The organism is Rhodococcus sp. CH91 (assembly GCF_022554085.1).
Taxonomy (GTDB): Bacteria; Actinomycetota; Actinomycetes; order Mycobacteriales; family Mycobacteriaceae; genus Rhodococcus.
This window is the reverse complement of record NZ_JAKFYR010000016.1, coordinates 13915-26993: the sequence shown is the minus strand read 5'-3', so window position 1 is coordinate 26993 and position 13079 is coordinate 13915. Positions and strand designations below refer to the sequence as shown.

Here is a 13079-nt window from a genome sequence, read left to right as displayed (position 1 = left end):
CCGGCCGACGATCAGGGTAGGAAACGATCGAGGAACCGGTTGCTGAACACGCGATTGGGGTCGTACCGCTCGAAGGCGGCGAGCGCGGCATCCCAGCCCTGGCCGGACGGGAGCCCGGTGCGATACATGGCCGGCACCGTGCCGTCGAGGAAGCCCGGATCGCGATAGCCGCCCTGGTCGTCGAATGCCCATCCCTTCGACCACTCGGAGCGGAAGGTCGCGTAGTCGCCCGAATAGTGGGCGGCCATCCACTGCTCCATCTCGCGGAAGAAGGCCGGCATTCCTGCGGTGCCGGGAATCGAGACCACGTTGAGCCAGATCGCCGTGTCCCAATCCGGCCGGTCGGGCCGAGGACGCACGGGCGACAGGTCGGGCGCTCCGGCGGCGTCGACGAGCACCTCGTCGACGTCGTCGATCTTGCACAGCCGCACCTCGAAGGGCATGTTGACGGGGTACTGCCCCTGCGAGGCGTAGTGCGTCATCCGTTCGTGCAGCCACGTCGTGAATTCGTTGATGACGCGGGCGATGTTGTCGCGCCGGGTCACCACGACGCCCCCGCCCGCGACGACCCGCAGGGTCGTCGCACGCAGGTAGAACAGCAGGTCCTTCGACCATCCCCACAGGTCGTTCGTGCCGGTTGCGGCGAGTCCCGCCGCCACGGCACCGAACTGCGAGGCCCCGAACGCCGGGGTGACGGCCTGGGCGCCACGCGCGACCTGCCCCAGAAGGCCGGTGACCTCCTCCGGCAGGCTGTCGGAGAAGAAGTAGTTGTAGGGGCCCTGCACCTCACGGGACGCTGCCGGTTTCTCCGGGGAGACGGACCAGATCTTGAGCCAGGGTGTCTCCGTGAAGGGGAACCAGATCGCTTCGACGCGTCCGTGCTCCTCGACGTATCGCTCGAACGTGCGACCCGGCGATCCGGGTGGAGCGAACAGTTCGCGCCACGGGATGTCGGTGAAACTCTGGCAGCGCAACCGGTAGTTCGCGCCGGCCTGCAGGGTCACGGATGTGACGAAGGTGCGCCCGAGATGGGCGAGGAGCGGACCGATCTCCGGGTCGGCCCGGCGGAATTCGCGGAGTTCGTACACACCGGCCGATGCGTTCCACACCACGGCGGTGAGGGCGAGGACGAGATTGGACAGGGAGCCGAACGACTGGCCGGGGATCACGGTCTCCCCCGCGGCCGGATAGGTGGCTCCGTGGGCGCCGATCGACAGTGCGCCCGCGATGGAGATGTCGCCGATCGCGGGCGAGTTGGCCCAGCCGAGTCCGTTCGCTTCGAGCGCGGTGAGGATCGCTTCGATGCTCGCGCCCGCGCCGGCCGTCACCCGGGCGGGTGGGGCAGCGGCGTCGACGGCCACCTGATTCAGCTGCGACATGGTGTCGACGAGCACGACGTTGCCGATCTCCTGCCCGGCTTCGAGCGTGAGGGGGCTCCAGCTGTGCATGGATCCGCGTGGGCGGATGCGGAAACCGTGAGAGTGTGCCCAGTTCGCGAGGCGGACGACGTCGTCGGCACTGCGAGCGGTCGCCGTCCACACGGCGTCGAACCGGATGGTCTTGGCCCAGTTGACGAACTGTTGCTGTGACAGCGGTATGTCGGCCGGGAACTCCGGAGGCGCCGGGATCGTCGCGGCCGGATCGCCGAGCGGTACCGCGCCTGCGAGCGTCCATCCGGTACCTGCCAGGACGGTCGCTCCTGCGGCGGCTCCGAGAAGACCTCGACGACTGATGGTGGGGCCTGAGGTACGAGCGCTCACGGGGGCGAGCTCCGTTCTGTTCGGCGGACACGGATCCCGTCGAAAATAGAACAAGTTCTGTTTACGGGCCAGTGCCGCTACCGGTTTGCGAGGTCGCCCTCCCAGAACGACAGTCCCGATGCCTCCAGCGTGCCGAGAATGTGTTCGGGCGCGCCGTCGACCGACCAGATCGCGAGCGCGACCGCCGCGACGGTGAGAGCCGGCCCCAGGAATCCCATCTCGAACGGGCCGCCCGCCCGGATGGACAGCATCGAGGGCAGTTTGATCTCCCACCACCGCGACCCGCGCCACGGCACGAAGGGTGCGAGGAAGGGAATCCCCTCCTTGGTGACCGCGTCGCCGAGACAGTGTGTCGCGCATCCGAGTGCGACGGCGACACCCAGCCCGGTGGAGGCGACCTCCTCGGGGAACCATCTCCACGACAGGATCGACAGGACGAGTGCGCTCAGGGTGACGACGACCCAGCCACGCCGTTTCGACCACGTGCCGAACAACCCGCGCAGGGCGAGACCGAGGGTGACGAACAGGACGCCGATGATCGCCTCGCGTCCGAAGCGCGCCACGAGCGCCGAGACGCCCAGTCCGAGCAGGATCGCGAACAACGCGGTGTGCGTCATGGTGCGGTGGCCGCCCCGTCGTTTCCGGTCGCGCTTGCCCTTCGTCACCGAGTAGTACCCGAGCGAGACCGCGTCGACGCCCCGCGCGAACGCCTGGCTGACGGGACCGAACGACCGCGCGACCGTCGATTGTGCCGTGTCGAGGTCGGGAAGGAGCGCGGCGCCCGAACACACCGCCGCGAAGGCGAACGTCTCGGCTGTGGACGCGGGCGCGCCCCACTCGGGGGGAAGCACATCGGCGACGATGAGACCCACCAGCGCTCCGGATACTGCATGGGTAGGGCCCATCACCATGTCGGACGAAACCTTTCGACGAGCGGACGCGACTGCGGGCCGGACGGGGAGCCGCCGGCGCGGATCTCCAACCTAACAACCACACCGGACACATCCGTCACACGCATGTTCGAAAGCGGGTACGGTCCCCTGACGACGACAGGGCCGCTCACCGTGGAAGGTGAGCGACCCTGTTCGACGGACGGCGGATGCCGTCGGCGGATGATGGAGTTGTGGTTCCTCGACCGGAGGGAGAACGTCATGGACAACACATGGATCGTGCTGGCACTGGCCACTCTGATCTACCTGTGGGGCCTGGCCTGACCGGCCGACGCCCTCCCGCCCGGCCGCGGCGGGGAGATCAGGCTCCCGCGCGTACTCCGGCCTCGACACGCTTGCCGAGTTCCTCGTCCACGTTGCGCCAGTACTCGAAGATCCGCTCGTAGAGCGCCTCCGAGGTACCGCCGAGGACGTGACCGACGATGTTGCTCACGAGCCGATCGCGTTCCTCGTCGTTCATGACCTCCCGGACGAGGGTTCCGGCCTGCCCGAAATCGTCGTCCTCGGCGTGCCGGACGTATCCGGCGCGCACTGCCTCGGTGCCGAAGCCCCACACTCCTTCGTCACCGGCGCGCTCGGGATCGGCGTGCGGGCCGCCGAAGCTGTTCGGCGCGTACACCGGCGTCTCCGGATCGTTGAAGTTGTAGGCCATGTTGCCCTCCTTGCTGTAGGAGTTGACACGGCTCTTCGGCGCGTTGACCGGCAACTGCGCGTGGTTCACGCCGATGCGGTAGCGGTGCGCGTCGGCGTAGGAGAAGACACGGCCGAGCAGCATCTTGTCGGGCGAGAAGCCGACACCCGGCACGACGTTCGACGGCGCGAACGCGGCCTGCTCGATCTCGGCGAAGAAGTTGCGCGGGTTGCGGTTCAGGGTCATGACGCCGACCTTGACGAGCGGGTAGTCCCTCTGTGACCAGACCTTCGTCAGGTCGAACGGGTTGAACCGGTAGTTCTCCGCCTCCGCGACCGGCATGATCTGCACGTGGAGCGTCCAGCTCGGGAATTCGCCACGCTCGATCGCCTGGTACAGGTCGGCCCGGTGGTGGTCCGGATCCGATCCCGCCAGCCGGTCGGCCTCGGCCTGGGTGAGGCACTCGATGCCCTGGTCGGTCTTGAAGTGGTACTTGACCCAGAAGCGTTCACCGGCAGCATTGATCCACTGGTAGGTGTGCGATCCGAAGCCGTCCATGTTCCGCCAGGTGCGGGGCAGACCGCGGTCGCCCATGAGCCAGGTGACCTGATGGGCGGTCTCCGGACGCAGGGTCCAGAAGTCCCACTGCATGGTGTGGTCGCGCAGCCCCGAACCGGGCAGACGCTTCTGCGAGTGGATGAAGTCCGGGAACTTGATCGGATCCTTGATGAAGAAGACCGGGGTGTTGTTGCCGACGAGGTCGTAGTTCCCGTCCTCGGTGTAGAACTTCAGCGCGAAACCACGCGGGTCGCGCCAGGTGTCGGGGCTGCCCTGCTCCCCTGCAACGGTCGAAAAGCGCGCCAGCACCTCGGTTTTCGCACCGGGCTGGAACAGCTTGGCCTTGGTGTAGGCGGAGACGTCCTCGGTGACGAGGAGTTCACCGAACGCACCGCCGCCCTTGGCGTGCACGACCCGCTCGGGTACCCGCTCGCGATTGAAGTGTGCGAGCTTCTCGACCAGATAGTGGTCGTGCAGCAGGATGGGGCCCTGAGTGCCCGCGGTCAGCGACTCGTCGTCGCTCGCGACGGGGATACCGACGTTGTTGGTGGTGTGACGGGCGTTCGTCATGGATGACCTCCGAATACGGGTGTTCCGGGTATCGGGACACGAACCCGTAGCTCGGGTCCGTGGCGGACCCGGGCTACCGGTGAAGTGAGCGGGAATTAGTTGTCGCGGCAGTCGGGGCACAGGCCCCAGAAGGTGACCTCGGCTTCGTCGATGACGAAACCGTGGTCGTCGGACGGCGTCAGGCAGGGCGCTGCCCCGACGACGCAGTCGATGTCGACGACCGTGCCGCAGGCGCGGCAGACGAGGTGATGATGGTTGTCGCCGATGCGGGTCTCGTACCGTGCGGGTGATCCGGCCGGTTCGATCCGGCGGAGCAGACCGTGCGCCACGCACGCTTTGAGCACGTCGTAGACGGCTTGCGTCGACACCGAACCGAGTTCGTCACGAACCTGCGCGGCGATCCGGTCTGCATCCGAGTGCGGATGCTCGGCAACAGTTTTCAATACGGCAACGCGGGGAGACGTCACCCGCAAACCCACGGAACGCAACCGCTCCTGGGGGTCGAAGTGATGCTCGTGTCCTTGTTGCATGGCACCAAGTATGCCCCTTTTCTGGAATTAGTCAAGAAAAGAGGTCGGGTGGCTCCGGTCACTCCCGGGACCGCACGGCATCGCGACGGGAACCGCGCCGGCGGGAAAGGACAATCGGCACAGAAGGGACGATCGAAGATCATTACGCCCGAGGCGGTTTCGCGACACCTTAGGGAATGCTAGGTTCACCCCAGCTACTCGACGCGGTCCCGCCTCCACACGGGATGAGGAAGCTCGGCCGTCCGATCCACATCAGGAGTACATGCCGTGTCCGCCTCCGCCGCGGGTGCCGAAGCGCCCTCCATCGTGACGCAAGTGTTCGGCAGTGGCCTCATCGGCGTCCGAGAAGGCCTCGAGACGGGCATCGTGGTGATGATCCTCGTCGCCTTCCTGGTCAAATCGGGGCGCCGCGACGCACTGAAGTGGGTCTGGGCCGGTGTCGGCTCGGCTGTGGCGATGGTGGCCGTGATCTTCGGTGTCATCCACTACGGCACCTCGACCGTGACCGGCACGGCGGCGGAACTCCTCAGCGGACTCGCTTCGCTCGTCGCGGTCGCGATCGTCACCGCGATGGTCTTGTGGATGCGCACCGCCGCCTCGTCCATCTCCGGGCGATTACGCGGCGGCATGGGCCGGGCCCTGGCGGTCGGACCGGTTGCTGTGGCCGCGACCGCCTTCTTCGCGGTCGGTCGCGAAGGAGTGGAGACGGCATTGCTGCTCGTGGGCTACGCCGAGAACAGCGCCGGGAGCACGTGGCCGCTCGTCGGGCTGCTGCTCGGCATCGTGGTCGCCGCCGCACTCACCGTCCTGCTGTACATCGGGGCCGTGCGGATCGATTTCGCCCGGTTCTTCCGCTACACCGGAATACTCCTCGTCGTCGTCGCGGCAGGCATCCTCGCCTACGGCGTCCGGGCGCTGCAGATCGCCGGTCTGCTCCCCGGCGGATCCACGATGGCGTTCGATATCTCGTCCACCTTCGACACCTCCAGCTGGTACGGCACCGTCGCGCAGGGGATCTTCAACTTCCGGCCCGACCCCACAGTGCTGCAGGTCGTCGCCTGGCTGGTCTATCTCGCCGTGGTGCTGCCCCTGTTCCTCCGCCCGGTCGGAACCGAGCGGGTGACCGAGCGGGCCGTCACCGCATCCTGAGCGCTCGTTCCCGAAAGGTTCACCGTGCGTCGTACCATCGGATTCGCCCTCGCGCTTCTCGCGATCGCGCCTTTCGCCGCCACCGCATGCACCTCCAAGACAGCCGCCGGTGAGTCGATCGCGGTCACCGCCACCGACACGACCTGTGATGTCGCGGCGGACAACGGCGAGACCGGCAACAACACGTTCACGATCACCAACAACGGGTCCAAGGTCACCGAGTTCTACGTCTACGGTGAGGGGGACCGAGTGATGGGTGAGGTCGAGAACGTCGGGCCCGGTCTCAGCCGCGAGTTGATCGTGAATCTGGCCGAGGCCGGCACGTACCACACCGCGTGCAAGCCCGGCATGATCGGAGACGGCATCCGCACGGAGTTCACCGTCACCGGCGATTCGAAGATCGGCACAGACCAGGACAGTCGCCTCACCGAAGCCGCCGCCGGTTACACGCGTTACGTCGAGAGCCAGCTCACCGCGCTCCAGGACAGCGCGGCAACCTTCGTCGCTGCCGTGGACGCCGGCGACGTCGAGACCGCGAAAGCCCTCTACCCCTCGACCCGCACGTATTACGAGCGGATCGAACCGATCGCCGAGAGCTTCCCGGACGACCTCGACCCCCGGATCGACCTGCGCGAGGCCGACGCCGAAGCGGGCTGGAACTGGACCGGCTTCCATCGCCTCGAGAAGGACTTGTGGGCACAGGGCCTGCAGCCCGACACGGCCGCGATGGCCGACCAGCTGCTCGCGGACATACAGGAACTCGCACACGGCGTCACGGCACCCGACTTCGAGATCGATCCCATCCAGGTCGCAGGGGGTGCCCAGACACTGCTCGACGAGATCGCACGCACCAAGATCACCGGCGAGGAGGACATCTTCTCGCACACGGACCTGTACGACTTCCAGGCCAACGCCGACGGTTCACAGGCCGCGATCGCCTCCCTGCGTCCCATCATCGACGAGCGCAACCCCGAGCTTGCGACACGCATCGACCAGCGCTTCGCAGAACTCGATGCCGAGCTCGCCCGGTACCGCCGGGGTGACGGATTCGTCGCCTACGACACGGTGACCGAGCCACAGCGACAGAGCCTGTCGCAGAAGATCGACGCGTTGTCCGCCGAAGTGAGCCAGGTGCAAGGTGTCATCGCAGGACAGTAGGCAGAACGGCGGGCCGCCGAACAACGGCCGGCCCGACGGCGGGGCTCGTCCGGGATTGTCCCGGCGGCAGCTCTTCGGCGCCGTCGGAGCCGGAGCCGTGCTGGCCGGCACCGGCGCCGTGGTCGGCCGGCTGACCGCGCCCGACTCACCGGACGCACAGGTCGTATCCTTCCGCGACACCCACCAGGCCGGAATCGTCACGCCCGCACAGGATCGCATGCACTTCGTGGCATTCGACGTCACCACCGACTCCCGGGACGAACTCGTCGCGATGCTCCGGAAGTGGACGGACATGGCCGAGAGGATGACGGCCGGCGAGGAGGCTACCGAGGGTGGCGCGACGAGCGCCGGGGAGTACAACCCGCCCAGCGACACCGGTGAGGCACTCGACCTGCCGGCGGCGAAGTTGACGCTGACCATCGGTTTCGGACCGTCCTTGTTCGAGGTGAACGGCACGGACCGTTTCGGGGTCGCGGGCCTGCGCCCGGCCGCACTGACGGATCTCCCCAAATTCACGGGTGATGCGCTGGAACCGGCCCGGTGCGGCGGCGACATCGCGATCCAGGCATGCGCCGACGATCCGCAGGTCGCGGTGCACGCGATACGCAATCTCGCCCGTGTCGGCTTCGGAGTCGTGGCCGTGCGCTGGTCGCAGCTGGGTTTCGGCCGCACCTCGTCGACGTCGACCGGCCAGGTGACACAGCGGAACCTGTTCGGGTTCAAGGACGGAACGCGCAACATCAAGGCAGAGGACGGCTCGGCCGTCGCGCAGCACGTGTGGGTGGACTCCCAGGACGATCAGGAGTGGATGGCGGGTGGTTCGTATCTGGTGGCCCGGCGCATCCGCATGTTGATCGAGCCGTGGGACCGCACCACCTTGAACGAGCAGGAGCGCGTCGTCGGACGCAGCAAGGACAGCGGTGCTCCGCTCGGGGGGGAGAACGAATTCGACGACCTGCAACTCGCGGCGAAGGGCGCCGGCGGCCGACCGGTCATCGACGACGACGCGCACGTGCGACTGGCATCGGCCGAAGAACTCGGGGGCATCCGGATCCTGCGCCGTGGGTACAACTTCACCGACGGATCGGACGGATTGGGGCACCTCGACGCCGGTCTGTTCTTCGTCGCGTACTGCCGGGACCCCCAGAAGCAGTTCGTCCCCATGCAGCAGGCTCTCGCCCGCAACGATGCCCTCAACGAGTACATCGAGCACGTCGGTTCCGCGGTGTTCGCCGTGCCACCTGGGGTCGGCGAAGGCGGCTACTGGGGTTCGACGCTGTTCGGTCGTGCGTCCTCCTGAGGCCCGGGCCGCCCCCGCTCGCGCGAGGGCGTGACCCGATGCCTCCGTCTACCTCACGACCCGCGACGGGCCCGTCGACATCCGTCCGGAGGTGATGACGATGCCGTGGTGGGTACCCGGGCGGAGCCAGCGGCTCAGCGTCGGCCCTTCCGCCGCGACGGTCACCCGCGCGTAGCGGAACTTCCCGCGCAACCGGGCCGACGCCCGCTCGACCGCGCCCCCCGGGATCGGCTGGGCGAAGGTGAGCCCGCCGGCGATCGGCAGTTCCGGTCCCTTCGGTGCGGCCGAGGTCGACACATTCCATCGCGCTCCGGTCGCGGAGAAGTCACCGAGGACGTCGCCGTCGAACTTCGCGAGTACCTTCGGGAGCTTCCAGTGCTCGCGGCCGCCGTGTACCGAGGGCTCGGAGTCGACGGCGATGAAGGGCACTGCCATGGCAGGGAGGAGCCCGCGTCGCAGAACCGGACTGGCCAGCACCTCCCGGTACGGCCCTACCGGCGAGTCCAGATAGTCGACCATCATCGCGAGCGTGATCGGTAGGGTCGGGCCGGCCGGGCCGTATTCGGCGGCTTCCGGGGTACTGCGATGCCACCACAGGGTGGCGCGCACGTCGGCCGGCCAGGGCGGGGGCGGTGAGACGGGATAGTCGATGCGTTCGTCTTCGCTCTCAGGCACTGTCCAGAGCACGGGCACTCTCCTTCCGGACGGGGGTGATGGGAAGTCGCAGCGCTGCGGGCGCATCGACGGGAACGGTGGGCCGCACCGGCTGAACGGGCCGCACCGGTTCGTAGGCGGAACCGAGCGGAGGACGCTCGTCCTTCTCCCCCTTGTTCGGCCACAGCGCCAGCGCGCGCTCGGCCTGTGCGGTGATGGTGAGCGACGGATTGACGCCGAGATTCGCGCTCACCGCCGACCCGTCGACGACGTGCAGCCCCTCGTGTCCGTAGACACGCAGATACGCGTCGACGGTGCCCGTGCGCGGAGAGTCGCCGATCGCGCACCCACCGAGGAAGTGTGCGGTCATCGGGATGTTGAACAGATCGGCGATCGACCCACCGGCGTCACCGTCGATCTTGTCGGCGATCCGGCGAACCGCCTCGTGGCCCACCGGGATCCACTCGGGTGGCGGGGTGCCCGGTCCCTGCTTGCTGGTGAGCCCGCGTCCGAGTGGTGTGCGACGGGTGGCGAGTTCGAGCGAGTTGTCGTCGGTCTGCATCACGAGCGCGATCACCGTCCGCTCCGACCAGTTGCGTACCGACAGCGACCGGAGGAAGGCCCCGGGATTCTTTGCGGCGACACCGAAGAACTTCACCAGTCGCGGCATCCTGGTACCACCGTCCACCAGCAACGTCTGGAGAAGACCGATCAGATTGCTGCCCTTGCCGTAGCGCACGGGTTCGATGTGCGTGTGATCGTCCGGATGGAAGGACGACGTGATGGCCACGCCCTGTGTGTAGTCGACGACGCGGTCCTGAGCGGTCGCGGCGAGTACCGCCTCGGAGTTGGTGCGTACCACGGTGCCGAGAGTCGGCGACAGGTTCGGAAGATCGCCCGTCTCCCGGCTCGCGAGCAGCAGTCGGGCCGTGCCGTAGGTGCCGGCCGCGATCACCACCTGATCTGCCGTGTAGAGCGTGCGGCGCTTCCTGATTCCGTCGGTTCTGCGAGTGTGGACCTCGTATCCACCACCGGGACGGGGCACGACCCGCGTGACCGTCGTCAGGGCGTGGATGTGCGCGCCGGCCTTCTCCGCGAGGTAGAGATAGTTCTTGACGAGCGTGTTCTTCGCCCCCACAGGGCAGCCCGTCATGCAGCTACCGCATTCGGTGCAGCCGGTCCGGTCGGGACCGGCACCACCGAAGTACGGGTCGGGAACGGTCTTCCCGGGCTCGTCGAAGAACACACCCACCGGGGTGGTCGTGTAGGTGTCTCCGACCCCCATCTCCTCGGCGATCTGCCGCATCACCTCGTCGGCGGGGCTGGTGGTCGGGTTCGGGCGCACCCCGAGCATTCGCGCCGCCTGGTCGTAGTACGGCGCCAGCTCTGCTTCCCAGTCGGTGATGTGACCCCACTGCGGGTCGCGGAAGAAGGGTGTCGGCGGCTTGTACAGGGTGTTGGCGTAGTTCAGTGATCCGCCGCCCACACCCGCGCCGGCCATGACGAGCACGTCGGGCAGCAGGTGCATCCGCTGCACGCCGTAACAGCCCAGCTGGGGTGCCCACAGATACTTGCGCAGGCGCCAGCTCGTCCTGGGCAGCTCGTGATCCTCGAAACGCCTGCCCGCCTCGAGGACACCGACCCGATATCCCTTCTCGGTGGCCCGCAGCGCGGCGACACTGCCGCCGAATCCGGAGCCGATCACGAGGACGTCGTAATGGGTCATGCGCTCACTCCTGTGGTCGCGCGGTGCTCGATGTAGCTCTCGGGGTCGAACTGTCTGGTCCGCGCCCGGTACTGCCAGGTGAAGGTCGGCCACATCACGGAATTGCGGCCCTTCTCGTCGATGTACCAGCTGCTGCAGCCACCCTGATTCCAGACGGTCTCGTTCAGCGCGGGATCGAGGTCCGCGTTGTAGCGACGCACCGCCTCGTCGCGTACCTCCACGGCCGTGATGCGGCGCCGGTCCATCGTGCGCAGTGCGTCGACGATGTAGTTCGCCTGGGATTCGAGCATGTACACGATCGAGCTGTGGCCGAGATTCGTGTTGGGCCCGTACATGAGGAACAGATTCGGGAAACCGGGCACGGTGATACCCAGATAGGCCGAGGGGCTCCCGTCCCACGTCTCGGCGAGGGTCCGCCCGTCACCTCCCCGGATATGGTGCGCGACAGGCGGTTCGGTAGGCGTGAAGCCGGTGCCGAAGATGATCGTGTCCACGGGGTACTCGACGCCCTTGTCGTCGACTACACCACCCTCGGTGACCGCCGCCAGACCGGAGGACACCACGTCCACGTTCGGCCGGGTGATGGCGGGGAACCAGTCGTTGGACAGGAGGATCCGCTTGCAGGTGATCGCGAAATCGGGCGTCAGACGTTTGCGCAACTCGGGGTCGCGCACGCTCCTGCGCAGGATCTGACGTGCCCGGACCTCGAACAACGGAAGGAAGTACTTGCGGGCGAAGGGTTTCGTCATTCCGACGACGTAGATCTCCTTCTGGCCGTAGACGGCACCGCGCATGATCTTCTGCACCGACGGGAAACGGCGGTAGAGCGTGCGCACAGACCGTGCGATGGCGGGATCGTGCTTGGGCATCACCCAGGAAGCCGTGCGCTGGAAGAGCGTGAGGTGCTCGACGCGGTCGACGATCGCCGGGACGAACTGGATGGCGGAGGCTCCTGTACCGATGACGGCGACTCGCTCACCACTGAGGTCGTGGTCGTGATCCCATTCGGCCGAATGGAACTTCTTGCCGCGGAACAGTTCCAGACCCGGAACCTTGGGATAGGTAGGGGTCGAGAGCGCGCCGGTGGCGGCGACGATTACGTCGGCGGTCAGGTCGCCGCGCGATGTCGAGATCGTCCACAGGGATCGCTCGGCGTCCCACTGCGCCTCGCGCAGTTCGCATCCGAACATCGTCCGGTCGGCCACACCCGTTTCGCGGGCGACGCGGCGGAGATACGCGTAGATCTCCTCCTGCGTGCCGTGCGCTCGCGACCAGTCGGGTTCGGGAGCGAACGAGAACGAGTAGAGCGCGCTCGGAACGTCGCATGCCGCACCGGGATAGGTGTTCACACGCCATGTCCCCCCGACGTCGTCCCCTCGCTCGAGGACGAGTACGTCGGCATCGGGATTCTCGCGCAACATCGTTGCGACCATGCCGATACCGCCGAACCCCGCGCCGACGACGAGCGTGTGCACGTGATCGGGAAGCAGTGCGAGACTCATTTCATCACCAGAGCCTTCCAGACCGGGAGAAGACGCTCCCGGAACTCTCGATCGGATTCGGGGGTGCGCATCAGGGCGGAGACCGCGAAGCCGCGCGCCAGTTCGATGCTCAGGTCGATCCCCTCGGGCGTGACCCGGTCGCCCATGATCTCGAGGCAACCGATACGGAGCGCGTCGGAGACCTTGCGCTCGAGCGGGATCATCGCCTCGTGCAGGACCCGATCCGTCCGTGCTGCGACCCACAGTTCCAGGGCGGCATCGAACAGCGGTCCGGAGAAGCCGTCGAGGAGGGCTTCGAAGCCTCGCTCGGGCTCCGGGCGTGCTTCGAGGATCTCGGTCAGTCGCTTGTCGACGAGATGCTCCACGGCGGCCACGACGAGGCTTTCCTTCGTCGGGAAGTGGTGCAGCTGGGCTCCCCGGGACACACCGGCACGCTTGGCGATTCCCTGGGTGCTCGTTCCCGAATAGCCGTGCTCGACGAGAGAGTCGATCGCGGCGTCGAGCAGCTTCGCTCGCGTCGCAGCTGTGCGTTGCGCCTGGGTTCGATTTCCCTGCGGCGCAGTGTCCTGGATCACGCTACGAATCGTAACG

11 protein-coding genes are annotated in these 13079 nt (G+C 67.2%); 3 read left to right on the top strand and 8 right to left on the bottom strand.

Features of this window, described 5'->3' with window-relative positions; genetic code table 11:
• Window positions 1-11 precede the first annotated feature (11 nt).
• The 4 genes from MOM01_RS21660 to MOM01_RS21645 all read right to left on the bottom strand — a co-directional run bounded on the left by MOM01_RS21660 (window position 12) and on the right by MOM01_RS21645 (window position 4999).
• A complete protein-coding gene (locus MOM01_RS21660) occupies window positions 12-1760 on the bottom strand; it encodes a cholesterol oxidase substrate-binding domain-containing protein (protein WP_241387511.1) in 1749 nt (582 codons plus the stop codon).
• Between the two features lie 77 nt (window positions 1761-1837).
• The gene (locus MOM01_RS21655; RefSeq protein ID WP_241387510.1) at window positions 1838-2671 is read right to left on the bottom strand and encodes a metal-dependent hydrolase; all 834 of its coding nucleotides are present in this window, start codon (window positions 2669-2671) and stop codon (window positions 1838-1840) included.
• A 340-nt stretch (window positions 2672-3011) separates the two neighbouring features.
• A complete protein-coding gene (locus MOM01_RS21650; protein WP_241387509.1) occupies window positions 3012-4469 on the bottom strand; it encodes a catalase in 1458 nt (485 codons plus the stop codon).
• A 95-nt stretch (window positions 4470-4564) separates the two neighbouring features.
• Window positions 4565-4999 (bottom strand): Fur family transcriptional regulator, encoded by a 435-nt coding sequence (locus MOM01_RS21645; protein ID WP_241387508.1) that lies wholly within the window; start codon window positions 4997-4999, stop codon window positions 4565-4567.
• Window positions 5000-5266: 267 nt separating this feature from the next.
• Here MOM01_RS21645 and efeU point away from each other — a divergent pair, with 267 nt between their 5' ends.
• From efeU to efeB, 3 genes are read left to right on the top strand one after another with little or no spacing between them, the layout of a single operon-like run.
• Window positions 5267-6148, top strand: coding sequence for an iron uptake transporter permease EfeU (gene efeU, locus MOM01_RS21640; protein WP_241387507.1), 882 nt, complete (start codon window positions 5267-5269; stop codon window positions 6146-6148).
• 24 nt (window positions 6149-6172) lie between these two features.
• Window positions 6173-7306, top strand: coding sequence for an iron uptake system protein EfeO (gene efeO, locus MOM01_RS21635; protein WP_241387506.1), 1134 nt, complete (start codon window positions 6173-6175; stop codon window positions 7304-7306).
• Between the two features lie 55 nt (window positions 7307-7361).
• The gene (gene efeB / locus MOM01_RS21630) at window positions 7362-8606 is read left to right on the top strand and encodes an iron uptake transporter deferrochelatase/peroxidase subunit (protein WP_241387545.1); all 1245 of its coding nucleotides are present in this window, start codon (window positions 7362-7364) and stop codon (window positions 8604-8606) included.
• A 48-nt stretch (window positions 8607-8654) separates the two neighbouring features.
• On the opposite strand, the gene MOM01_RS21625 is transcribed toward efeB, so the two are convergent.
• Genes MOM01_RS21625 through MOM01_RS21610 form a run of 4 tightly spaced genes read right to left on the bottom strand, consistent with a single transcriptional unit; the run spans window position 8655 to window position 13063 of the window.
• Window positions 8655-9281 (bottom strand): acetoacetate decarboxylase family protein, encoded by a 627-nt coding sequence (locus MOM01_RS21625; protein ID WP_241387544.1) that lies wholly within the window; start codon window positions 9279-9281, stop codon window positions 8655-8657.
• Window positions 9274-10986 (bottom strand): FAD-dependent oxidoreductase, encoded by a 1713-nt coding sequence (locus tag MOM01_RS21620; protein WP_241387505.1) that lies wholly within the window; start codon window positions 10984-10986, stop codon window positions 9274-9276. Before MOM01_RS21620 ends, MOM01_RS21625 begins: the two co-directional genes overlap by 8 nt.
• Complete coding sequence (locus tag MOM01_RS21615) at window positions 10983-12488, bottom strand: flavin-containing monooxygenase (protein WP_241387504.1); 1506 nt, start codon at window positions 12486-12488, stop codon at window positions 10983-10985. Before MOM01_RS21615 ends, MOM01_RS21620 begins: the two co-directional genes overlap by 4 nt.
• A complete protein-coding gene (locus tag MOM01_RS21610) occupies window positions 12485-13063 on the bottom strand; it encodes a TetR/AcrR family transcriptional regulator (RefSeq protein ID WP_241387503.1) in 579 nt (192 codons plus the stop codon). Before MOM01_RS21610 ends, MOM01_RS21615 begins: the two co-directional genes overlap by 4 nt.
• Between the last annotated feature and the right edge of the window lie 16 nt (window positions 13064-13079).